At 33.4% G+C, this 22,974-nt stretch carries 24 protein-coding genes; 9 read left to right on the top strand and 15 right to left on the bottom strand.

Annotation, left to right across the window (positions count from 1 at the left end):
* The first annotated feature begins 255 nt into the window (after positions 1-255).
* The gene (locus tag V5E38_RS23770) at positions 256-648 is read left to right on the top strand and encodes a hypothetical protein (RefSeq protein ID WP_499211683.1); all 393 of its coding nucleotides are present in this window, start codon (positions 256-258) and stop codon (positions 646-648) included.
* 87 nt (positions 649-735) lie between these two features.
* Here V5E38_RS23770 and V5E38_RS23765 read toward each other — a convergent pair whose 3' ends face one another.
* The 3 genes from V5E38_RS23765 to V5E38_RS23755 all read right to left on the bottom strand — a co-directional run bounded on the left by V5E38_RS23765 (position 736) and on the right by V5E38_RS23755 (position 6,168).
* Entirely contained in the window at positions 736-2,520 is a 1,785-nt protein-coding gene (locus V5E38_RS23765; protein WP_499211682.1) for an acyl-CoA dehydrogenase family protein, read from the bottom strand.
* A 70-nt stretch (positions 2,521-2,590) separates the two neighbouring features.
* On the bottom strand, positions 2,591-3,766 hold the full coding sequence (locus tag V5E38_RS23760; RefSeq protein ID WP_499211681.1) for an acetyl-CoA C-acetyltransferase: 1,176 nt from the start codon (positions 3,764-3,766) through the stop codon (positions 2,591-2,593).
* Positions 3,767-3,786: 20 nt separating this feature from the next.
* On the bottom strand, positions 3,787-6,168 hold the full coding sequence (locus tag V5E38_RS23755; protein ID WP_499213636.1) for a 3-hydroxyacyl-CoA dehydrogenase/enoyl-CoA hydratase family protein: 2,382 nt from the start codon (positions 6,166-6,168) through the stop codon (positions 3,787-3,789).
* Between the two features lie 249 nt (positions 6,169-6,417).
* Between V5E38_RS23755 and V5E38_RS23750 the strand changes: the two genes are divergently transcribed.
* Positions 6,418-6,558: a YuzL family protein gene (locus V5E38_RS23750; protein ID WP_091023494.1), complete on the top strand. Its 141-nt coding sequence runs from the start codon at positions 6,418-6,420 to the stop codon at positions 6,556-6,558.
* Between the two features lie 175 nt (positions 6,559-6,733).
* On the opposite strand, the gene V5E38_RS23745 is transcribed toward V5E38_RS23750, so the two are convergent.
* Positions 6,734-7,651, bottom strand: coding sequence for a proline dehydrogenase family protein (locus V5E38_RS23745; protein ID WP_098232477.1), 918 nt, complete (start codon positions 7,649-7,651; stop codon positions 6,734-6,736).
* Positions 7,652-7,839: 188 nt separating this feature from the next.
* Positions 7,840-8,103, bottom strand: coding sequence for a DUF2573 family protein (locus V5E38_RS23740; RefSeq protein ID WP_056468800.1), 264 nt, complete (start codon positions 8,101-8,103; stop codon positions 7,840-7,842).
* Positions 8,104-8,367: 264 nt separating this feature from the next.
* Between V5E38_RS23740 and V5E38_RS23735 the strand changes: the two genes are divergently transcribed.
* From V5E38_RS23735 to V5E38_RS23720, 4 genes are all read left to right on the top strand, one after another.
* Positions 8,368-9,171, top strand: coding sequence for a formate/nitrite transporter family protein (locus V5E38_RS23735; protein WP_499211680.1), 804 nt, complete (start codon positions 8,368-8,370; stop codon positions 9,169-9,171).
* 114 nt (positions 9,172-9,285) lie between these two features.
* Complete coding sequence (locus tag V5E38_RS23730; protein ID WP_499211679.1) at positions 9,286-10,104, top strand: SGNH/GDSL hydrolase family protein; 819 nt, start codon at positions 9,286-9,288, stop codon at positions 10,102-10,104.
* On the top strand, positions 10,097-11,014 hold the full coding sequence (locus V5E38_RS23725) for an ABC transporter ATP-binding protein (protein WP_499211678.1): 918 nt from the start codon (positions 10,097-10,099) through the stop codon (positions 11,012-11,014). Before V5E38_RS23730 ends, V5E38_RS23725 begins: the two co-directional genes overlap by 8 nt.
* A gap of 25 nt (positions 11,015-11,039) precedes the next feature.
* Positions 11,040-11,999 carry an ABC transporter permease gene (locus V5E38_RS23720; RefSeq protein ID WP_499213635.1) on the top strand — a complete coding sequence of 320 codons (960 nt, stop codon included), beginning with the start codon at positions 11,040-11,042 and terminating at the stop codon, positions 11,997-11,999.
* 61 nt (positions 12,000-12,060) lie between these two features.
* On the opposite strand, the gene V5E38_RS23715 is transcribed toward V5E38_RS23720, so the two are convergent.
* From V5E38_RS23715 to V5E38_RS23685, 7 genes are all read right to left on the bottom strand, one after another.
* Entirely contained in the window at positions 12,061-12,945 is an 885-nt protein-coding gene (locus V5E38_RS23715) for a cation diffusion facilitator family transporter (protein WP_499211677.1), read from the bottom strand.
* A gap of 130 nt (positions 12,946-13,075) precedes the next feature.
* The gene (locus V5E38_RS23710) at positions 13,076-13,774 is read right to left on the bottom strand and encodes a tryptophan 2,3-dioxygenase family protein (RefSeq protein WP_335476966.1); all 699 of its coding nucleotides are present in this window, start codon (positions 13,772-13,774) and stop codon (positions 13,076-13,078) included.
* Between the two features lie 13 nt (positions 13,775-13,787).
* A complete protein-coding gene (gene kynB / locus V5E38_RS23705; RefSeq protein WP_499211676.1) occupies positions 13,788-14,411 on the bottom strand; it encodes a cyclase family protein in 624 nt (207 codons plus the stop codon).
* Between the two features lie 12 nt (positions 14,412-14,423).
* Positions 14,424-15,698: a kynureninase gene (gene kynU / locus V5E38_RS23700; protein WP_499211675.1), complete on the bottom strand. Its 1,275-nt coding sequence runs from the start codon at positions 15,696-15,698 to the stop codon at positions 14,424-14,426.
* A gap of 173 nt (positions 15,699-15,871) precedes the next feature.
* Positions 15,872-16,666 carry an ABC-2 transporter permease gene (locus V5E38_RS23695; protein ID WP_499211674.1) on the bottom strand — a complete coding sequence of 265 codons (795 nt, stop codon included), beginning with the start codon at positions 16,664-16,666 and terminating at the stop codon, positions 15,872-15,874.
* Between the two features lie 23 nt (positions 16,667-16,689).
* The gene (locus V5E38_RS23690) at positions 16,690-17,487 is read right to left on the bottom strand and encodes an ABC-2 transporter permease (protein WP_499211673.1); all 798 of its coding nucleotides are present in this window, start codon (positions 17,485-17,487) and stop codon (positions 16,690-16,692) included.
* 6 nt (positions 17,488-17,493) lie between these two features.
* Complete coding sequence (locus V5E38_RS23685; protein ID WP_499211672.1) at positions 17,494-18,378, bottom strand: ABC transporter ATP-binding protein; 885 nt, start codon at positions 18,376-18,378, stop codon at positions 17,494-17,496.
* A 159-nt stretch (positions 18,379-18,537) separates the two neighbouring features.
* Between V5E38_RS23685 and V5E38_RS23680 the strand changes: the two genes are divergently transcribed.
* Entirely contained in the window at positions 18,538-19,131 is a 594-nt protein-coding gene (locus tag V5E38_RS23680; RefSeq protein WP_499211671.1) for a TetR/AcrR family transcriptional regulator, read from the top strand.
* A gap of 155 nt (positions 19,132-19,286) precedes the next feature.
* Entirely contained in the window at positions 19,287-19,535 is a 249-nt protein-coding gene (locus V5E38_RS23675; RefSeq protein WP_499211670.1) for a hypothetical protein, read from the top strand.
* 221 nt (positions 19,536-19,756) lie between these two features.
* Here the strand turns inward: V5E38_RS23675 and V5E38_RS23670 are convergent, their stop codons facing one another.
* Together V5E38_RS23670 and V5E38_RS23665 are read right to left on the bottom strand one after the other, a co-directional pair.
* A complete protein-coding gene (locus V5E38_RS23670; RefSeq protein ID WP_499211669.1) occupies positions 19,757-20,722 on the bottom strand; it encodes an ABC transporter permease in 966 nt (321 codons plus the stop codon).
* Positions 20,715-21,638 carry an ABC transporter ATP-binding protein gene (locus V5E38_RS23665; protein WP_499211668.1) on the bottom strand — a complete coding sequence of 308 codons (924 nt, stop codon included), beginning with the start codon at positions 21,636-21,638 and terminating at the stop codon, positions 20,715-20,717. The genes V5E38_RS23670 and V5E38_RS23665 overlap by 8 nt, the downstream gene beginning before the upstream one ends.
* Before the next feature lie 109 nt (positions 21,639-21,747).
* Here V5E38_RS23665 and V5E38_RS23660 point away from each other — a divergent pair, with 109 nt between their 5' ends.
* The gene (locus tag V5E38_RS23660) at positions 21,748-21,990 is read left to right on the top strand and encodes a transporter suffix domain-containing protein (protein WP_056468839.1); all 243 of its coding nucleotides are present in this window, start codon (positions 21,748-21,750) and stop codon (positions 21,988-21,990) included.
* Positions 21,991-22,333: 343 nt separating this feature from the next.
* On the opposite strand, the gene V5E38_RS23655 is transcribed toward V5E38_RS23660, so the two are convergent.
* Positions 22,334-22,918, bottom strand: a complete 585-nt coding sequence (locus V5E38_RS23655) for an LOG family protein (protein WP_098861091.1) — start codon at positions 22,916-22,918, stop codon at positions 22,334-22,336.
* Between the last annotated feature and the right edge of the window lie 56 nt (positions 22,919-22,974).

The raw sequence follows: 22,974 nt of genomic DNA, 5'->3' as shown, positions 1-22,974 counted from the left end.
GTTTTCAAATCAAAAATCAGATTATTTTTTTGATATAAAGTTTTTTCTAAATTTTTTCTACTGAAGAATTAAGCTTTTCTCAGCATTTACTAGTATGGCACAATTTATGGAAAAAATATCCTTTAAACTTTTATAAATAATAAATGAAGATACAATTGTTCATTTTAAAGGAAGGCTGACCGGCCATTTGGTTCTAGCACTATCTTCACAATTGTATTTTAATTTCCTAAACTTTCTTTGTGTCAACTAGATTACTTGGATCAATGCCTTTCTTGGTATAAAGAGAGTGACTATTTTTATATTGCTTTACCACTAATCATAGAAGGGTATGTAAAGGTTGGACGATTAGAAGAAGCTAAAGAGCTATTAAATCATTCTCAACATCTATTTATTGATTTTCCTACTACCAAAGAACCGAGGAGGAAGATAGAACTGTATTTGTATTTGCATTTCCATTATGCCCAAGCCTTATATCAATGTGCACAAAATGAATTTGAAGAAGGGCTACAGGAACTACTATATGTAGTAAATAAAGCATATAAATTAGGTAATTTAAAACGCTTTAAACAATGTCTTCAAATTTTTTGGAAATACAAAAATCATACGACTAATGAAATAGAGAATAAATTTATGGAATTATTAGCCTAAAATGAGGTTTTAAAAGCCGTTTAATGTTTGCATGACAAATGTTAAATAAAAAAAACTGCCAATCAACAGATCGGCAGTTTTTTAATTTTATACAGTATAACGTTCTTCATCTAATACATTCGCTGCAATTTCACGCTTCTTCGCAATGACATTAATTGGCGTATGACGTGTAAACTTACGAAGTGCTGAAGTCATCATTCTTAATGTATCACCAGACTCAACAGCAACAAGTGTTTCCTTCGCATGTGCTTCGATTTCATTAAACGCTTCTTGGCAGAATACTTGAGTATAAAGTAATTTTTGGTTTGATTTTTCTAAGCCTACTTTATTAATTGCTTTTTCAGTACGTAGAACTGTCGATTCCATTGCATAAATATTACTTACGATATCTGCAATATTTACTAGAATTTCTTGTTCATTACTTAATGCTTTACCGAATTTTTGAACTGCTAAACCAGCAATCATGATCGCAATTTTCTTTGCATTACGTACTAAATATTTTTCTTGCTCTAAAGGAGCGTCTCCAACTTCTTCAGGCATTAACATCATTAACTCTTCTTGAATTTGTTGAGCTTGTTGAAGTAATGGAAGCTCTCCGCTCATTGCTTTTCGAAGGTAAGTGCTTGGTACAATTAAACGATTAATTTCGTTTGTTCCTTCAAAAATTCGGTTAATACGAGAATCACGGTAAATACGCTCAATTTCATATTCAGCCATGAAGCCATAACCACCGTGGATTTGTACTCCTTCGTCAGCTACATAGTCTAATACTTCTGAACAGAAGAATTTATTTAATGAACATTCAATTGCATACTCTGCTACAGCAGCTGCTACTGCTTTTGGATCTTTTGCTTGCTCTTCAGTTAATTGACTAAAGCGATCCTCAAAAAGTCCTACAGTACGATATGCTGAACTTTCACTTGCATAAATTTTTGTAGCCATATTTGCTAATTTTTCTTGAATTAAACTAAATTTTGCAATTGGTGTTTTGAATTGTTGGCGTTGGTTAGCATACGTTGCAGATAATTCTAAAGCACGTTTTGATCCACCAACTGTACCTACAGCTAATTTATAACGACCAATATTTAAAATATTAAATGCAATAACATGACCTTTTCCAATTTCACCTAAAAGGTTTTCTACAGGAACTTTTACATCTTCTAATATTAATGTACGAGTTGAAGATGATTTAATCCCCATTTTCTTTTCTTCTGGACCAGTCGAAACACCTTCATAATCTCTCTCAACGATAAATGCTGAGAAGTGCTCCCCATCAATTTTTGCATATACAACAAATACATCTGCAAATGCAGAGTTTGTAATCCATTGTTTCTCACCATTTAAAATGTAGTGAGTTCCTTCAGCATTTAATTTAGCAACAGTTTTTGCTCCTAATGCATCTGACCCTGAACCTGGCTCCGTTAATGCATAAGCTGCAAATTTCTCACCTGATGCTAATCCTGGTAAATAGCGTTGCTTTTGATCATGATTTCCAAATAATACGATTGGAAGTGTACCGATCCCTACGTGCGCTCCTTGAGAAAGTGAGAATCCACCACCACGTGAAATTTTTTCTGTAATTAATGCTGAGCTAATTTTATCTAGTGCGATTCCACCATACTCTTCTGGCACATCTGCTGCTAATAATCCTAGCTCGCCAGCTTGTTTTAATAATCTTACAGTACGATCAAATTCGTGTTGCTCTAAATATTCTAATTCAGGTAAAACTTCATTAACTACAAAATCTTCAGTTGTTTTTGCAATTAATTTATGCTCATCTGAAAAATCCTCTGGTGTAAAAACTTTATCAAAAGTCACTTCTGTTGTTAAAAAGCTTCCGCCTTTAAGTAAGTTACCGATTGTTTTTTCCATCGTAAATTCCTCCTATTTTCTATTTACTTGTTTGAAGATATGATTCTACCAATCTATTTACGTACATCTATTAGACTAATTCAAATACTCCGGCAGCACCCATTCCGCCACCTACGCACATCGTTACGATCCCGAACTGTTCACCACGACGCTTCATCTCATGTAATAAAGATAAAGTTAGTTTAGTACCAGTACAACCTAGTGGATGCCCTAATGCAATCGCGCCACCGTTTACGTTTACACGATCTTCATCAAGTCCTAAGTGACGAATAATTTGAATTGATTGAGAAGCGAATGCTTCATTTAATTCAAATATTCCAATGTCTGATAAGCTTAATCCTGCTAATTTAAGAGCTTTTGGAATTGCTTCAACAGGTCCAATTCCCATTACTTCTGGAGCTACGCCAGCTACTGCAAATGAACGGAATTTTAATAATGGACTTAGTCCTTCAGCTTCTGCTTTTTCACGATCCATTACTAACACTGCTGCTGCCCCGTCACTTGTTTGCGAAGAGTTACCAGCCGTTACTGAACCTCTCACATTAAATGCTGGTCTTAATTTAGCTAATACTTCAGTAGATGTACCTTCTCGAACACCCTCATCTTGAGAGAACGTAAAATTCTTTTCTTCTAATTTATTGTTAGCGTTAACCGAACGTAGCGTTACATCAACTGGAACGATTTCGTCTACAAAACGCCCTTCTTTAATAGCCGCTGCAGCGCGTTGATGACTACGCACCGCAAAAGCATCCTGATCTTCTCTTGAAATACCATAACGATTGGCAACCTGCTCAGCAGTATGCCCCATGCCCATATAATACTCTGGTGCATTTTCTACTAATCTACTATTTAAACGAGCAACATGCCCTCCCATTGGAAGTAAACTCATAGATTCTGCTCCGCCTGCAATAATAGCTTCAGAATGGCCTAACATAATTCGTTCACTTGCATAAGCAATACTTTGTAGACCTGAAGAACAATAACGGTTCACTGTAATTCCTGGAACTGAATGCGATAATCCAGCTAGTGCCCCAATATTACGCGCCATGTTGAATCCTTGCTCAGCTTCCGGCGAAGAGCAACCAAAAATAATATCATCGATTGGACCATCGTAATTTCCCGCACGCTTTAATGTTTCTTTTACAACTAATGCCCCTAAATCATCTGGACGAACTGTTGCTAGTGATCCTTTTTTCGCTTTACCTACAGGTGTTCTCGCACCCGCTACAATAACAGCTTCTCTCATGTTCTTCCCTCCATCTCCAATTAATTACGTAACGGTTTTCCTTTTACAAGCATGTGTTGCATACGAGCTTGAGATTTCATTTCAGAAATTAAACTTAAAAATGCTTCACGTTCAATATTTAATAAATACTCTTCGTCTACTAACGTTCCAAATGGTACTTTTCCACCTGCAATTACATACGCTAATTTCTTAGCAATAGTTAAATCATGTTCACTAATATAACCAGAATAGTACATTGAGTTTGCACCAGCTAATAAAGTTGCATAACCAGACTCACCAACTACTGGTACTTTTTCACGAATCGGAGCGCTATAACCTGCTTCATATAACTCAAGTACTCGTTGTTTTGCTTCATAAATTAAGTGATCTGCATTAAATACTTTGCGATCATCATGATTTAAGAATCCATTTTCAAAAGCTTCTTGAGCAGAAGTCGATACTTTTGCCATTGCAACTGTCTCAAATACACGATTTGCAAGACCTTGCAAGTCAAACTCAATACCTTCTGGGAACTGTTTTAATTGTTTAATGTAAAGCTCTTTACTACCGCCCCCACCTGGAATTAAGCCTACTCCAACTTCTACTAAGCCCATATAAGTTTCAGAAGAAGCAACTACACTAGCAGCTGGTAAACAAATTTCAGTACCGCCACCTAGTGTCATACCGTAAGGAGCTACAACTACTGGTTTATCTGAGTACTTAATTTTCATCATTGCTTGTTGGAATCCTTTAACAACCATTTCAATCTCAAAATAGTTGTCATCTTGCGCTTCCATTAAAATCATTGCTAAATTAGCACCAACGCAGAAGTTTTTAGCTTGGTTACCAATTACTAAACCTTTATAATTCTTTGAAACTTCGTCAACTGCGAAGTTAATCATTTGCGTAATATCCATACCAATTGCATTGCTCTTTGTATGGAATTCTAAACATGCAACTCCATCTCCAAGGTCAATTAAACTCGCACCTGAATTTTGTTTAATAATACGACCCTGTTCTTTTAAAACACTTAATTTAACTTCTTTTTCGTTTCTTACTAGCTCTTCAAATTGGCCATTATGATAGAAACTAGTCACTCCATTGTCTTGCTTATAAAATGTTTCGTTACCACTATCGATCATATTCTTAACCCAATTCGGTACAGTTAGGCCTTCGCTTTCCATTCGTACAACTGATTTAGATACACCAATTGCATCCCAAATTTCAAATGGTCCTAAATCCCAGCCAAATCCCCACTTCATTGCTTGGTCAATTCCGACGATGTTATCAGAAATTTCACCAGACAATTCAGCTGAATAGACTAATACCGGGCTAATAATACTCCATAAGAAATTACCTGCTCGATCATCAGCGTATACAAGCGCTTTCAACTTATTCGCTAAGCCTTTAACTTGTTTAATGCTTTCAGTTGAAGCTGTTTTTAGACTTTTTCTTTCTCCATATTCAAATGTGCTTGGATCTAATTCTAGGATTTCTTTACCTTGCTTTAGGAAGAATCCTTGCCCAGACTTACTACCAAGCCAATTACGATTAGCCATTTCCTTCATAAATTCTGGAACTTTAAATACTTCCTTCTCTTCGCCTTCTACTAGCTCATACACATTGTTTGCAACATGGATAAATGTATCTAATCCAACTACATCCAATGTGCGGAATGTAGCACTAGAAGGGCGTCCAATCATTGGACCAGTGATAGAATCAACTTCTCCAACACTGTATCCGCCTTTAAGCATTTCTTGTACAGTTACAAGTAATCCGTAAGTTCCGATACGGTTTCCAATAAAGTTTGGAGTATCTTTTGCTAATACAACGCCTTTACCTAAAACGTCTTCTCCAAAACTTTTCATAAATGTAAGTACTTCTTCAGATGTATGTTTAGTAGGAATAACTTCTAATAATTTTAAATAACGTGGTGGGTTAAAAAAGTGTGTGCCTAAGAAATGTTTCTTGAAGTCATCTGAACAGTCTTCAGACATTGCTTCAATTGAAATACCAGATGTATTTGAGCTCACGATTGAGCCTGGTTTGCGGTATGCATCAACACTAGCTAATACTTGTTTTTTAATTGCTAAATTTTCAACAACTACTTCAATAATCCAGTCAACTTCGCTTAAACGACTCATGTCATCTTCAAAGTTACCTGCTTGAATTAATGTTAAGTTTTTCTTAGATGCAAGAGGAGCTGGCTTTTGTTTTAATAATTTCTGAATAGCCGTTTGACTAAAGCGATTACGAAATTCTTTGGAGTCAGTAGAAAGACCTTTTGCAGCATCTTCCTCAGATAGTTCTCTTGGGACAATATCAAGTAGTAATGTTGGAATACCTATGTTTGCCAAGTGTGCAGCGATACCAGATCCCATCACACCAGAGCCGAGTACAGCGGCTTTTTTAATTTTTTGGATCATATGCATTTCTCCTCCTCATATCTTGAATGAATACTCATTCACTTTCTGGATAAACCAATCCATTATCAATGAGCCCTCTTCTTCCACTATATGATAAATTCTTATTTTTCGCAATAAACAAAAAGTTCAAATTAATAAAATTTTATTTATTATCTAATTACCTTCCTCTGCTTTTTTTATTACAATCCATTTTTTACTAATAACTTTATTTAAATAGGTTAGTCTAAGAAATGGAGGTGATAAGATATGAAACGTGAAAGAAATCCATCAAAGGGTGGAGTTAGTGCAGCAAGTGTTCAAGGTAATGCAAGTCATGGAGATCAAAAAGAAGAAAAAGGTAGACAAAGTAATAATCAGCAGTACGGTAAAAAAAACATGGGTCAGTAAGCTTTTTTCACTCAAATTTAATAGCAAAACTAGGACCTTGCTGAATTAAGCAATGATATGAATAATGTTGTTTTACTACTAACTACTTATCACAAAAAAATCCTGTATAAAGAGAAAAAGGCTGACTAAAAAGGATCCTCACTCAATCCTTTTTAGTTAGCCTTTAATTTTAAAATTATTTACTGAACATACCTTTTAATACGAACGCAACGTTTGCAGGACGTTCTGCAAGACGACGCATGAAGTATCCATACCAGTCAGTACCATAAGGAACATAAACTCGCATATTATAGCCTTCTTTAACAAGCTCTAATTGACGCTCTGTACGAATTCCGTATAACATTTGGAACTCAAATTGATCATTTGGAATATTATGTTCTTTTACTAATTGTTTTGTATACTCAATCATTGCTTCATCATGTGAAGCGATTGCAGTAAAGTTACCGTTTAATAAGTGCATTTTAATGATTTTTTTGAAGTTTTCATCCACATCTTTTTTCTCTGGGAATGCTACTTCAGCAGGCTCTTTATAAGCACCTTTTACTAAACGTAAATTTGGTTTTAAGCTGTTTAAATCTGTAATATCGTTTTCAGTTCTGTATAAATAAGCTTGAATAACTGTTCCGATATTATCGTACTCAGATCTTAATTGCTTAAAGATACGAATTGTTTTTTCACAACGAGTGAAATCTTCCATATCAATTGTAACGAATACACCATTCTTTTTAGCTGCCTCTAAAATACGACGCATGTTTGATAAAACTAACTCGTCAGAAATATCAAGACCCATCGAAGTCATTTTTAGAGAACATTGTGAATTTAATTTTTCTTTTCCAATCGCTTCAATTGCTTCGATACAGTGATCAGCCATTTCATTTGCTTCTTCAACCGTGTCAACGAATTCTCCAAGATAATCAATTGTTACTTTTAAATTCTTTTTATTTAAGTCCTTAATAACTTTTGTAGCTAAATCGATTGTTTCGCCTGCAACAAAACGTCCTGCACCAAATCTTAGGCCATATTTTTTAGCCATTTTAGTCAAAAACTTATTTTTAGACATAAATAAAAAAGCATTCTTCATAACTTGTTCCATTACTCTACCCCCAAAATTAAACTTTACTTTTCTCTCTATATATTACTAATGTATCATCTATGAAAATTTGTTAAAACAATTATTTAATAATTTGTCGAATTTTGTTTATTGAAAAATGTATGCCCTTACTTAATATTATATTATCATAATTATTTAGTGCCGTCATCTTTGAAAATTATGGATAAATATTATTGCTTATTTTTGTTAGCCATAGCTTCTCTATGCTGGTCATTTAACGTTTTAATCTCTTTAATTAAATTAACAACTTCTTCTTTAGCTTGAGGATATGTATCATTCCAATGTTTTACTAATGCGGGCATTGATTTTGATATGTATGTGTACATTACCCATTTTTCCACTTTAGCTTGTTTTTCCTCTGACCAATCTCCTAATAACAATTCCGTGTACTTTTTTAGTAACGCATCAAATTTTGCTTCAAATTCATTTTCCAAACGAAATCACCTCTCCATATTATTATTAAGTTATCAAGATCTAATTTGGATCTTTCCTTTTTTACCTAAACCTGTTTACTATGAAATTATATTATATCTTCAACCAGTATTAAGGTGATTATTTATAAATGTAAAGTAAAAATAATAATTAGTATATAACTTGTTCAATTTCATAATTTGTTCATATTTTCACAAACTTATCGTCGTTTTTTGTCTGTATACTATGTATGTATTAATCAAAGAGCGCATAGGGAGTGAAACCATTTGGAACGAGATAGTATCCAATATTGTATTGATTTAGCTCTTAAAAAAAAGAAAATACTAGACCAAAGCTTAATTAAATATTTAACTCGTGCTGCCTTAGCTTCTATTTATATAAGCTTTATTCTCATTGTCTGTTTAAAATTAGCCGAATTATTTAGACTGCAAAATTCACCATTTTCATCTGTAGCTTATCCACTGGTTTTCTCTACAGCATTAATTATGATTATTTATGGTGGTGGAGAATTATTTACTAGTAATACGATGTATTTTACGTTTTCAACTTTAGCTAAAAAAACTTCAAAACTAGATTTAGTAAAAAACTGGATTGCGTGTTACTCAGGAAATATTATTGGCGCATTTATTTTTGCGATTATTTATTTTTTTACAGGTCTAGCAAAGGAATTTCCTACCGATCATTTTTTAACAGGTGTAGTTGACCATAAAATTCACGCATCATTTTTACACTTATTTTTTAAAGGTATTTTATGTAATTGGCTTGTTTGTCTTGCTTGTTTTTTACCAACTAGATTTAAAGATGATCTAGCAAAAATGCTCCTGATCTTTTTATTAGTCTTTGCTTTCTTCTTCTCTGGTTATGAACATAGTATCGCAAATATAGCAGTCTTTACATTATCTTATATAATGCCACATGATGTAGCCTTTTCCTTTAGTGATGTATTGCATAATTTAATTCCAGTTACACTTGGAAATATTATTGGTGGTTCAGTTGGTGTCGGAATGGCATATTACTACTTGAATAATGAACAAAAATTAGAAGTAAAAGAATTAAAACGTGCTTCATAAAACAAAAAAACCTGTCTTCTTTTTATGAGGACAGGTTTTTTCGTGCAAATCTAATTTTATTATGGTAATAATGATTTTATAATGAAAATTTTTCCTTTTTTGGTGGTGTAAAATTTGAAATACAATCATTTTGTTCGGTTTATCATGTTCATTTCATTACTTTGTTTTCTTTTATTATCATATGGCTTCGTGAAAGGTGCTTATTCTGTTTTAAATCCTCAAAAAAGCAAACTAATCGTGAATAATAACGCTCAGAAAAATAATCAAAATGACAGTGTTCCCAAAAATAATAAACTGAAGATTGTTGCATTAGGAGACTCACTTACGCGTGGTGTCGGTGATGATGAAGGAACAGGTTATGTAGGAAGATTAAAAAACATTCTACAAAAAGAGTATAAACAGCCAACAACAATCACTAATTTAGCTGTTAGTGGCGCAAAAACATCAAATTTACTTAACGATTTAAAGAAAAATAATATACAAGAAACGATTGGCACTGCGGACATAATTGTTCTTTCCATTGGAAGTAATGATTTATTTCCTGGCGCTAATCAATTAAATGAACAATTTTTAAAGACATATCGACCAGATGAAAAAACGTTTAAAAATAATCTTCAATCAATTTTTAAACTAATACGTCAAAAAAATACTACAGCATCTATTTATGCGTTTGGATATTATAATCCATTTCATAATGTTCAAGGTTTGGATGCATCTTCAAGCTTTGTTTCTAGATGGAACAATCTACTCGAATTATCGGTACTTCAAACTAATAATGCATACGTTATTCCAACATTCGATTTATTTTTTAACGAAGAAAAGAAATATTTGTACACTGACCATTTTCATCCGAACAAAGACGGTTATATAGAAATGGCCAATCGCTTAACTAGTAAAATAGGAAGTCAGCTTCGAGGTGAGTCGAATGAATAAAGTTCTTAAATTAGAGGGTGTTACAAAGAGTATTAAAGGAAAAGTACTAGTCGATAACGTTTCATTTGAAGTTTATGAAGGTGAAGTATTTGGCTTTCTAGGTCCAAATGGAGCTGGAAAAACAACAACTATACGAATGCTAGTCGGTTTAATCAAACCATCAAAAGGAACAATTGAAATCGCTGGTTATCCAGTTAAAACTCATTTCAAAGAAGCGATGCAACAAATTGGATGTATTGTAGAGAATCCAGAATTATACGGTTATTTAACTGGATGGGAAAATCTAAATCAATTTGCGAGAATGTTAGGGATTAAAGATGATAAAAAAATAAGTGAAGTCGTAAATTTAGTAAAATTAACGGATCGAATTCATGAAAAAGTAAAGACGTATTCACTCGGTATGAAGCAAAGATTAGGAATTGCTCAAGCATTACTTGGAGGTCCAAAACTTCTTATTTTAGATGAACCAACTAATGGATTAGACCCAGCCGGTATTCGTGAATTGCGTGAATTTATTCATATGCTTGTTAAAGAGCAAAATATAAGTGTATTTATTTCAAGTCATTTATTAAGTGAAATCGAAATGATTTGCGATCGCGTAGGAATTATAAATAAAGGGAAAATGATTAGAGTTTCAACAGTAAAAGAATTAGTAAAGGAAGCTGCTGAAAGAGTTGAATGGCGAGTTTCTCCAATACAAAATGGGCTAGATATATTAAAAAAGGATTCTACGATTCAAGATATCATAATAAAGGATGAGCTTATACTGTGCCGAATGTCGCCTCTTAATATAAATGAGGTCATTCAACAATTCGTAGCAGAAGATGTACAAGTGAATGGCGTTAAAACAATGTCTGAAACATTGGAAGATTTATTCATGGAAATGACTGGAGGCGAAGTTCGTGGCTGAACTAATTAGACTCGTCTTTAACGAAATTGAAAAAATGGTAAGGAAAAGAAGAATACTTGTTATTTTTTTCATTTTAGCAGTGTTAATCCCTATTTTTGTTTATGCTCAACTGCAGCAAACTGAAGAAACAATTAAAAGACTTGGTACTGATAATTGGAAAGTAGCACTTCAACAAAAAATAGTCGACCAACAAAATAGATTAAATTCATCAGGAATACCTGAAGAATGGAAAAGTTGGTTAAAGGTTCAAATTGATCAAGAGCAATATTATTTGGATAACGACATAAACCCTACTACTCCAGGTGCACCTACATTTATACGAAAATTAATTGAACAAAGTATTGGGTGGCTACTTTTACCTTTATTGGTAATGGTCATCACAATCGATATTATATCTGGTGAGCGAAGCGACGGTACGATAAAAATCCTACTAACCCGTCCAATCAAAAGATGGAAGGTGTTACTTAGTAAATACATATCCATTTGTTTATTAATCTCTTTTCTACTCGTTCTATACGGCGTATTGGCATATGTCGTTTCAGGATTTGTTTTCAGTTTTAAGGGCTGGACAGTACCTGTGTTAACAGGATTTGTCATCAAAAATAACCAACTACTAACTAATTCGGTTCAACTGATCCCCCAATGGCAATACATTATTATGGCCTTTGGACTTGCTTGGTTTGTTTGTATAATAATCGGAACTCTTTCATTTATGGTATCCGTATTAGTACGAACAACACCCGCTGCAATGGGTATTATGCTAGCCGCTTTAATAACAGGAAGCGTTCTAAGCGGACTCGCTACATCATGGTCAGGAGCAAAATATTTCTTTAGTGTAAACCTTGGCCTAACTGACTACTTAGCCGGTCAACTCCCGTCCATCGAGGGATTAAACATGCACTTCTCTATTATGAATTTATCAATATGGGGAATATCAGCATTACTAATCTCTTTCATCGTATTTATTAGGCAAGATATGAATTAAATAAAAAGGGGATTGAAAAAGTTTAAATTCTTTTTCAATCCCCTTTCCCGTTATTATCCAACTAATCCTTTCCTGCTCTCCCTGACCTTAATGGCTCAACATGAATGTGCGTATATTGGATTCCATGTTGTTCACTTAAGATCATTTCGATTTGGTCTGTGATACCGTGACTTTTACTCACATCTATTCCGCCGTCTACTTCAATGACTACATCTGCGATTGTTGTATTCCCGTACATTCTTGCTCTTAAATCTACAACTTTATGTACGCCTGGTACTTTATCAACTGTTTCTGTAAAGAGATTCATTTCTTCTGGATCGAATCCATCCGTTAATAGGAGGGTTGCATCATAAAAAATCTCCCATGCTGTTTTGCAAATTATCGCACCTACTAAAATGGCCGCGATTGGATCGATAATAGGAAAACCAATCGAAGCACCTAGAACACCAATCGTCGTTCCGAAGCTAACTAATGCATCGGAAAAATTATCTTTTGCTGAAGCCTCAAGCCCCTTACTCTTTGTTTTCTTGGCAATTTTATTATTATAAAAATAAATGCCAAACATAAAAATTCCAGAAGCAAATGCCACTACAGCCGCTAGTCTATTCGGAGTCTCATATTCTCCAACGAAAAGTGATCGAATATTTTCAATAATAACCTGTAATCCAACCGACATCATAATAAAAGACGCAATTAAAGTAGCTATTTGCTCTGCTCTTGAATGTCCATACGGATGGTCTAAATCTCTCGGTTTTCTTGCGATTCTTATTCCGATAAATACAGCCAAAGTTGCACCAATATCAGTCACATTGTTAAGTCCATCAGCTAAAAGAGCACTAGAATTTGTATAAAAACTAACAAGTATTTTTACACTCGCAAGAACTAAGTAGGAAATAACACTTAAAAAAGCAGCAAAGTCTAATTGCTTTTGAAGATTTTTTTCCATGAACTCACCCCGCTCTAATAAAAAATCATATGGGCTTATCATACCCATAATGCAATTTTTCCATTTTAAGTAAAAAAAAAAAACAGATCCGAATAATCGAATCTGTTTTTTCTCCTATGAACCTTTTAAATTAAAGTGGCTTTGGATTATAGCTTGATCCAGTTAAATCTGTTAAGTCACAAACCGTTTGCCATAATTCAGGATAAAATTCAAATCGTACAGCACGTTCTAATGCTTCTGCTGGTACTCCTTTTAAGCTCTTTGTATTCATACCAATCATGCGACGAACAAGTTGAATATGCTGTCTGCGGAATGATTGGAATTTTTCATCGAAGCAAGTTAATTCTTGCATTAATTGGAATAACTCAAAGTTTTTAGCTGCATCTTGATGTAATTGAACAGGTGTAAGTAAATTTTCATCTAATAAATCTTTAAATGGCTGCCAAAGTGTTGGACCTAATTTTAAGATTTCATTAAATCCTGGAGAATCTTGACCGCTACCTCTTCCTAAAGCTAATCGAATAATATGATAGTCACTTGGACTTACTAGTTTTACCATGTCAAAAACCGCTGGTAAATGTACTAAATGATTATTAATGCGTTGTAAATGATGTGTTGCTTTCGTAACCTCTTTTGCACGCATATGTTTATCTGCAAAATGAATAGATTGGATGATTAATTTAAAATGCAACTCAGCAATTTGGTGAACCGTTTGAAACGTTAATTCATCCGGACAAAATAATTCTTCATCAGGTTTTTGTAAACTTAATAATTCTTCTGTTCGAATATACTTCTCGTAATCTGTCAATTTTTTTTGCTCTTGTGTCATTTCCATTTTCCCCCTAAACTAATTTACGTAAAACCGCTCGTACTGGACTACCATCTGCATCTGTTAATGGTAGCGGTAATGCAAAAAGCTCATACTCACCTGGAGTTACATTTCTTAAATCAATCGATTCGAGAATATGAATACCGGCATGATGAAGAGCATGATGTGCTTCTAGTTCTTTACTATCAAGTGGGTCTACTGAAGGTACATCTACTCCAACTAATTTAACGCCTTTTTCGTGTAAAAACTCTGCTGCATCCTTTTCAATATGTGGAATTCTCTCTGGGAAAACGCTATCATTTTTCCATGAGTTTGTTTTAATTAAAAGACGTTCTACACCATCGAATTGAAAAGCTTCTAAATCCGACTTTTTAATGCTACCTACTTCAATCAGCTCGATTACTTTTGCAATGCCTACATATAAATTAGGATCTAAATCTATGACTCTCTTTCCATTTTCATCAAAATGAAATGGCGCATCAATATGCGTTCCAGTATGAGTACTTAAAGTTAACTTCCCAACATTAACAGAGCCACTTTCTTCTTTTGTCCAACTTAATTGGAACGAAAAATTTGTATCACCTGGCCATACAGGCATACCATCTTCAAGTCTTCTTGATATATCGATTAATGTCATTTTATACAACTCCTAAGCGATGATTTCTCGTTCATTCTTAAACTGTTCATATTGTTTCTCGACCATGATTTTCTTTAAGATTTGTACACTATTCCAAACATCTACATAAGAAGTATAAAGTGCGATTGGTGCTAATCTGATTACGTTTGGTGCTCTAAAGTCTGGAACAATCCCATTTAACTTTAATGCTTTACAAATCCTTGCAGCATCATCGTGTTCAAGACAAACATGTCCACCACGATATGAATCATCAAGTGGATTACCAATTGTAAAATCAAAATCACTTAATTCTTCGTTGATTAAGCTCATTAAATAAGCTGTACTGTGTAATGACTTTTCGCGAATTCGCTCAATTGTAGCTTCTTTATACATTTCAAGTGAGCCAGCAAGCGGTGCCATGCTTAGAATATGTGGTGTACCGATTTGATAAGCACCAGCTGTATCAGATGGAACAAATTCATGCTTCATATCGAACTGCTTTTCTTTATTTGAACCGAACCAACCAGCTAATCCAGGCATTGTTCCAAAATGCTTTTCGTGAACGAATAAACTTCCCACTCCACCTGGTCCACTATTTAAATACTTATAATTACACCAATAAGCAAAATCCACATCCCATTCATGGAACTTGTGAGGAATTGCGCCAACTGAATGGCATCCATCAAAACCAATTACAATTCCACGCTCATGTGCAGCTTTTGTTAGGCGCTCTATATCTAAAAATTGACCGCTTCGATATAAAACAGTTGGAAGAATAATTAAGGCAATTTCATCAGTCATTTCTTCAATAATGTCTTCTTCTCTAATTGTTCGACCATCACGGCTTTTAACTTGAATTAAGTGAGTTGCTGGGTCAAAACCCTTTAATTTTAATTGACTTTGAATAGCATAAATATCTGACGGAAAGTTTAATTCATCCGCTAATATTTTCGTTTTTTGACCATTTGGATGATAAAAAGAAGCAATTAATTGATGAAGATTTGTAGTTGTTGAACCAGTTACAATCACTTCATTCTCTTTTGCCCCGACTAATGGTGCACTTAATGCTCCCAATTTTTCTGCAAAATAATACCATGGATGATCGCCCTGCATCCATCCATCGATTGCAAGTGTCTTCCATGAATCTAATAAATCTAGTAAACTTTGTTCTGCTCTTTTTGAAAGAAGTCCTAGCGAATTTCCATCTAAATAGATCGTATTGGGTTGTAAGTAGAACTCATCACGATAATTTGATAATGAATCTTTTTGATCTAGAAATTCTGCAAATTCTTTTGATGGTTGAAACATCCCCTCGTTTTACCCCCTTGCAAGAAATAACCTACTATAATAAAGGTATTGCGATTAATAATATATGTCAATATTTTCTGAATATAATATTTAATAAAAAAGGTGTCAACAAATCCAAAATATTCCTATCTTAGATTTTGACACAATTTATTCTTCTATTTAATTGCTTTTACCTACATATGTAAGTCCCGTTTCTTAAACGAAACATACGTCACAATCGTTAATAGAATAATTAATCCGATCGATATAGTTGTATAAATACCGTCAAATCCTCCACCATACATAATATTTTTCGCTTCAAAGTACTTAAACGGCGTAAGATATTTCAAACCTTCAATCCGATCATTTAAATCAATTGCAATCGATATGATAAATGTGATTAGTAGAATACCAGTTGCATAAGAGGCAGCCTTTTTAGAATTTTTACAAACTGCAGCTATAGCCGAACCAATTACTAAAAATAATAGTTGTAAAATAAACATCCCGACCATTACCACAGCTATATCACCATTTACATGCTCACCTTTACTATACTTTCCTACTATTAGTACGCTAGATATCCACGTAATACCGTTAAAAATAAGGACGTTTACTAGAGCACTCATTAATTTAGAAGTTATGATCTTCATTCTAGAAATAGGTTTTACAAATAAAAACTCGGTTGTTTTATCTCGCTCTTCTTTCGCAATGATATTAGCGCCTAGCATTGCCGCGTGAATCGTTGCCATTAAATATAAATATAAAACTAAGATGCCAAAATATCCGCTTGCCTTTGACAATTCTAGTGCTCCTGAGCCCATTATAGCTTGAAGAGATTTCGGCATTTGATTAAAAAGGTCAGTTATTTGGCCATTGGAAGCTGTAGCTTTATATTTCGCCATTCCACTACCGACTAAAAAAACAATTCCGATACACCAAAAAATAATCGATTTACGATATGTCTTCATTTCTCTTAAAAATAAATTCATTTCCACCCTCCCTTTCCTATAAGTTATACCGCGTGAATATCTCTTTTCTTATAAATCATGTAGCTTACAATGATTGAAACGAGAATCATTCCAATCGACGCGAATAAAAAGTTTGATTCAAATTTTGAATGAGCAATGATATATTTCGGTTCAAAATATTTAAAAGGTGATAGAAAACGTTTGGCATTGCTTTCATCTGTTGCTACCACCATACCAACTACGAAAAATCCAAAAACAATCGCAAGAGAGATTGATAGTACCGCTTTGATTTTTGGCAATACAACTGATATTAAAATGCCTATTCCCAAAAATAGTAATTGTGTAATAAATAAAGATACAGAGAGTAAAATAATTGACTTACTACTATAATCCGCTGTTTTTACATGCTGAGCCATCATAATCGTTGCAACCAAATAGAATACATTTGTAATCGCTAACGAAGCAACACCAGCAAAAATCTTTGAAGACATAACTTTTGTTCTAGTTACTGGTTTTGTTAGAAGAAAATCGGCTGTTTTTTCACGTACTTCCTTTGAAATAATTGAAGTACCTAAAATCATGGCTTGAATTGCTCCACAAAGTGAAATATAAATGAATACGTAAGAATAAAATCCTAAAACATTTCCAAAGCTCTCAATTTCAAGTCCAAGTGCTTTTCTTACTCCCTCAGGATAACCTTCCAACACTTTTGAGAATTGTACATAATCCTTTGCTATAGCTGGAAATAAAGATAAGAAAAAAACGACGATTGCCATTAAAGAAGCTGTCCAAATAAAGGTGGATTTCCGATAAGCTTTTAATTCATGTAAAAAAATATTCATTGCTTATTAGGCCTCCTTTTCATAATAATGTAAGAAAATTTCCTCCAGGTCAGGCTCTTCAATCCATAAGTTTTCAATTTCGATTTCCGCTATTTTCTTTAAAACTTTATTGATATTACCTTTAAAAATAAAGCTAATCGATTTACCTTTGATTTCAATATTATTTACACCTGGTATATTGAAGAAATTTGGATCTACACCGTTTTGACTATCTATTTTAAATCGTTTGTAATTGTTTTCTTGTAATGTGCTTATTTTTTCTACTGTCACAATCTTACCTTCTTTAATAATTGCAACTCGATCACATAAACGCTGAACTTCACTTAAAATGTGAGATGAAAATAAAATCGTTGCTCCTTTTTTGTTTTCCTCCTCTAATAAGTCAAAAAATCTTTGTTGCATTAAAGGATCAAGACCACTTGTCGGTTCATCCAATATGATTAACTTCGGTTCATGAAGTAATCCTTGGACAATCCCTACCTTCTTTTTATTCCCTAAAGATAAATCATCAATTTTCTTCGTTAAATCGAGGTCCATTACTTCAGCTAATTCTTTTATTCGTTTCGTGCAATCTTTTTTATAAAAACTAGCTGAGTATTTTAACAAATCCATCACTTTCATATTGTCATAATAAAAAACTTCAGATGGCAAATAACCGATTTCTTTTTTTATTTCTGGAGCAAACTGTACACAGTCCTTTCCAAATATTTTTGCACTACCACTCGTTGGATAAATTAACGAGAGTAAGGTTCGAATTGTAGTTGATTTACCTGCACCGTTTGGACCGATAAATCCGAATATTTCTCCCTCTTCTATATTGAAGCTTATATCTGTGATACCCCTTGAATTGCCATAGGTCTTCGTTAAATTATTAATTTCAATCGCGTACATAAATGAACCTCCCGCTTTGTTTTGAAATATTCCGTTGTGATTATTACAAAACTAGTATATACCTCAATCCTAAAAAAGAGAATATGTTTTGAAATAATTTTAATAAAATATTTCAAAACATGATATACTATTGTATAGATCGCGACGGAGGTACCGATATTGGATGGATATAAAAAACGAACTCTGCAGAAGATGGATAGCATTGAAAAAAGCACGACTAAATTATTGTCATTACCTTTAAATGATATAAAAATAGCAGATATTGCAAAGTTAGCGAATGTATCACAAGTATCAATTTACAATTATTATGGTAGTAAAGAAGCCCTACTAAAAGCTACAATTATTCGATTAATGGATCAACAATACGAAGAAACAAAACAAATGCTTTCAAGTGATATTCCATTTAAAGAAAAAATTAAAGAATTATTTATTCGTAAGAAAAACGGTCTTGATATAATTAATCTTGAAATGTTTACAGCATTAATGAAAAAGGACCCTGAACTACAAGAATTAGTTTTAGATTTTACAATGAACAAATCATTCAAATTGCTGATTTCCCTAATCGATGAAGGACGTTCACTAGGTTTAGTTCGAAATGAGGTTCAAAACAAAACATTACTAATCTATATCCAAGTCTTGAGCCAAGCCTTTTTAAATATGGACCAAACAACCTCACAATATATCCAACAAAAAGAAGTAGTAGATGAAATTATGAATATATTCTTATATGGATTACTGAAACAAGAGGACTAAAATAGAATAGTTATAAAAAAAGGCATCTTTGGGCATAGATGCCTTTTTATTTGGAATATTCTTCTAGGTAAACTTATCCATAGATTTGTATTATCTTACCCTTTTTGTTCATAGAATGAATTACTTATATTTATTTTAAACTCTTGGAGGAGTATATGCGCAAATCTATTCTATGGCTTAAAGAAAATTGCGATGAAATTAAACGAGGCCTAATTGGTGGATTTACTATTTTTAGTCTAGCTGTTATTTTTTTCACAACAGATTCATCTGTCGAATACAACCAAAACGCATGTCTAAAATGGGAGTATAACAAATCTGCACAAGTCAACGTTTGCTCGGTTTACAAAACATCTACTACTAACACCATTCCATACGGATCAATGCTGAAGGAAAGAAAAGAATAGAAAAAGGATAAGGCTTTTACCTTATCCTTTCAGTGTAAAGACAAGTTACTACAAACTTGATTTTCAGACTGATTGCAAGCGCTTGTCTTTCGAGGCGTGAAGCCTGGTGAGGAGCGGAGTTACCCTAAACGGTAACGAGCACCGCAGACAGGCGAAACAACGAAGAAAGTGAGCGTATGTCAACAGTCTGAAAGGATAAGGCGTTTACCTTATCCTTTTTTCTATTGCCCAGCAACATCCCTCTTCTTAAAGAGTTCGCCAGCAGTAACAAGAAATAACAATATATAAACGACCAATACTGCTATAGAAAATTCAATTCTCATGCCGTTTTCTATATTGATCCCCTCTGTGTAAACCGTTAAATCAGTGTGCATAAATGGTAAGAACTTAGACCAGCTTTTTGTTCTTAATAATGTTGCGATCACATCTGATGTTGCTAATAGGATTATGCTTATTAATAAAGAAATACTGCTTGTCCTTAAAACAGTTGATAAGAAATAAGCAACTGCAACAAAGAATAAGTATGGTAGTAGATTAATTAAGTAATCGTTTAGTAAACTTGGTAAAATACCTTGCTCTACTACATGTTTATTCACATATTGTAATACCGGTTGAGCACTAAAATCTAAGCCGTTTAATGCACTACCTATAATAAATGAGTAGATGATGATTGCAAAAGAAAAGATGAAATATAATACCACCAAGCTTAAAAATTTTGCATAATAGATCATTCGTCTTGTTGATGGTTTAACGAGCAGGAAATTAATCGTTTTCCATTGATGCTCTTTTGACATCATATTACTTGCAAAATAAATAAGAAGGATTCCTATAAAGTTCGTTACGATCGCACCTTTTTTCATAAAGTCCAACACAGTGTGTTGTTGAATTGGTGAAATATTATGTGCAAGTCGATACTTATTGATCTCATATGTCTCTTTTTGTTCATTGGAAAATTCCGGTAAATCTGAAGAGTTTTGCCCTGCTAATGCTTCTTCTATCTTTTTATTTTCTATTTTTAATTCTGTTCTCCAGTTTTCAGCTTTTGCTGCTCCGCTTTCCTTTTCTACATAATCCCATCTTCCTAGAACAATAATCGGGATAAATAGTAAAATTAACGTTATGATAAATGATTTTTGAACAAATATTTTACGTAATTCGTTCTCAATTAATCGAATAAAATTACTCAATGACATTTCCTCCTGTCAATTGAATGAACAAATCTTCTAGCCTTTCTTTTTTGCGAGTTACATAATAAATCTCTATCCCTGCCAGTACCAATCCTTTCATTAATGAAGGAATCTCTTCTTCATCAATTTCAAACATAATTGATCGATCATTAATAACGTCAAATTTGTACTTGTTATCTTTATTTGTAAAACTACTTTCAAAAACTTTCGTGCTTTTTACAACTATTTCAATAAATAGCTTCTCACCACTTTTATCATTCAGATCAATTGATTCAACAAATTGACCATTTTGAATAATAATTGAGCGGTCACAAATCAATTCGATTTCAGATAATAGATGACTAGAAAGTAGGATTGCTGTTTGTTCGACCTGAGCGATACGTTTTAAATAGTCACGGATTTCTCTTACTCCAGCTGGATCCAATCCATTTGTTGGCTCATCTAATATTAAAATTGAAGGATTATGTAATAACGCTTGAGCAATTCCTAATCTTTGCTTCATCCCTAAGGAATACGTTGAAAACTTTTTATGTATGGCATTCGAAAGTCCAAGTAAATCAATAACCTCAAGAACTCTTTCCTTTGAAACACCTTCTATCATTCGAGCAAAATACATTAGATTTTTATACCCACTATAAAAAGGGTAAAATGCAGGAGTTTCAATCATTGCTCCGATCTGTTTAATCGATTCTTTAAAGTTGTTTTTAATCGAATTGCCTTGGATATAAATCTCACCACTCGTGATACTCATAAGTCCAACGATCATTCGCATTGTCGTCGTTTTCCCTGAACCATTTGGCCCAAGTAAACCTAAAACTTCACCTTTATATAATTCAAAACTAATATCTTTAATAATCTTTTGATTGTTAATCGTCTTATTTACGCTTTTTAGCTCAAGAACAATATCTCGATTCATCTTGAGGCCTCCTAAATGTGCAATAATCTCTTACTAACTGTAAAGTTTTCCCCTTCCTTTTCTGAATAATTAATGCTATTCTCATGGAAGGAATTGAAAGGAGAACATTATGAAAAGAATACCATATTACTTAGTATTTGGCTCATTTATCCCATATTTATTAATCTTTGCTTTACCTTTTTTACCTGTTTCTGGGAGCTTAAAAGCTGGTCTGATCGCTCTATTAGTTATTCTTGGAGAAGGAATGTTTTGGATTGGTGGAGTATTTGTAGGTAAAGATGTTATGACGAACTATCGTAAAAAACTGAGCCCAGCAAAATGGTTTAAAAATAGAAGAAAGCAAGAAAATTGATGGATAAAGGGCTGCTCTCATAAAGAGCCCTTTTTTTATGCAAAATATTGGTTGTGGATAGAATGCAACATAATGCTAACTTTGTTGATAAAGTTGTGAACAATGTTTATAAAGTTGTAATTTTTTATTCATAAAGTCATAGGATTCAAATTCAGGTGTATTTGGTATGTTGATAACTAGTGAATTCAGACTGAAAAGTACGAATTTATATCGAACATTGTTGATAAGTTGTGAACTTCGTTGATCTAGAAACCCTCTAAATCTGCAAGAATTTCATTAAAACTCATAATAAAACGCAAAAAACCCACAAAATTGTGGGTAGAAAAAGTACAAAAAATATAAATTACTTTCCTTCTAATTGCTTCCATTTATTTTGCATAACAGGTGGCTCATAGTTTTGCATTAGTTTTAATAGGTCGTCTGCATTTTCTGCAACAACAAATAATGAAAGGGTATTCTCGTTCATAAACCCTTCTTTTATAGCATGTTTAAGTAAATCTAACACAGGGCTAAAGAAGTTATCAACATTTAATAAACCGATTGGCTTATTGTGGATTCCAATTTGTGCCCAACAAATAATTTCAAATAATTCATCGAAAGTACCAATTCCGCCCGGCAGTGCAATAAACCCATCGGACATCTCGTTCATCAAAGCTTTACGCTCATGCATTGATTCTGTCTCAATGAATTGCGTTAGCCCTTTATGGGCAACCTCTCCACGAAATAATCCACCAGGCATAATGCCAATGACATTTCCACCTTGTTTTAATACTTCATTTGCGATTTCTGCCATAATCCCTAGTCTTGATCCACCATATATTAAATCTATATTATTACTAGCAAATAAGGCACCTAGTTTTTTTGCTTGAAGACTAAATGACTCTCTATTCCCAAGATTTGAACCAGCATAAACACAAATTTTCTTCATAAAATGTCACTTCCTTCGATGTATTTTACTTTATTTTAACATATCTTTCGATTAGG

Origin of the sequence: Rossellomorea sp. GAMAL-10_SWC (genome assembly GCF_049568075.1) — a bacterium.
Classification (GTDB): domain Bacteria; phylum Bacillota; class Bacilli; order Bacillales; family Bacillaceae_G; genus Gottfriedia.
Note: the sequence above shows the minus strand (reverse complement) of the source record. Positions and strands in the feature narration are given on the sequence as shown.

Bases quoted from the DNA above. Each gene is read 5' to 3' on its own strand.
- V5E38_RS23760 (WP_499211681.1), bottom strand. From the start codon at position 3,766: ATGAGAGAAGCTGTTATTGTAGCGGGTGCGAGAACACCTGTAGGTAAA.
- V5E38_RS23685 (WP_499211672.1), bottom strand. From the start codon at position 18,378: ATGTACGCGATTGAAATTAATAATTTAACGAAGACCTATGGCAATTCA.
- V5E38_RS23750 (WP_091023494.1), top strand. From the start codon at position 6,418: ATGAAACGTGAAAGAAATCCATCAAAGGGTGGAGTTAGTGCAGCAAGT.
- V5E38_RS23710 (WP_335476966.1), bottom strand. From the start codon at position 13,774: ATGACACAAGAGCAAAAAAAATTGACAGATTACGAGAAGTATATTCGA.
- V5E38_RS23655 (WP_098861091.1), bottom strand. From the start codon at position 22,918: ATGAAGAAAATTTGTGTTTATGCTGGTTCAAATCTTGGGAATAGAGAG.
- V5E38_RS23695 (WP_499211674.1), bottom strand. From the start codon at position 16,666: ATGAATTTATTTTTAAGAGAAATGAAGACATATCGTAAATCGATTATT.
- kynB (WP_499211676.1), bottom strand. From the start codon at position 14,411: ATGACATTAATCGATATATCAAGAAGACTTGAAGATGGTATGCCTGTA.
- V5E38_RS23745 (WP_098232477.1), bottom strand. From the start codon at position 7,651: ATGGAACAAGTTATGAAGAATGCTTTTTTATTTATGTCTAAAAATAAG.
- V5E38_RS23675 (WP_499211670.1), top strand. From the start codon at position 19,287: ATGCGCAAATCTATTCTATGGCTTAAAGAAAATTGCGATGAAATTAAA.
- kynU (WP_499211675.1), bottom strand. From the start codon at position 15,698: ATGTTTCAACCATCAAAAGAATTTGCAGAATTTCTAGATCAAAAAGAT.
- V5E38_RS23665 (WP_499211668.1), bottom strand. From the start codon at position 21,638: ATGAATCGAGATATTGTTCTTGAGCTAAAAAGCGTAAATAAGACGATT.
- V5E38_RS23660 (WP_056468839.1), top strand. From the start codon at position 21,748: ATGAAAAGAATACCATATTACTTAGTATTTGGCTCATTTATCCCATAT.
- V5E38_RS23725 (WP_499211678.1), top strand. From the start codon at position 10,097: ATGAATAAAGTTCTTAAATTAGAGGGTGTTACAAAGAGTATTAAAGGA.
- V5E38_RS23765 (WP_499211682.1), bottom strand. From the start codon at position 2,520: ATGGAAAAAACAATCGGTAACTTACTTAAAGGCGGAAGCTTTTTAACA.
- V5E38_RS23690 (WP_499211673.1), bottom strand. From the start codon at position 17,487: ATGAATATTTTTTTACATGAATTAAAAGCTTATCGGAAATCCACCTTT.
- V5E38_RS23715 (WP_499211677.1), bottom strand. From the start codon at position 12,945: ATGGAAAAAAATCTTCAAAAGCAATTAGACTTTGCTGCTTTTTTAAGT.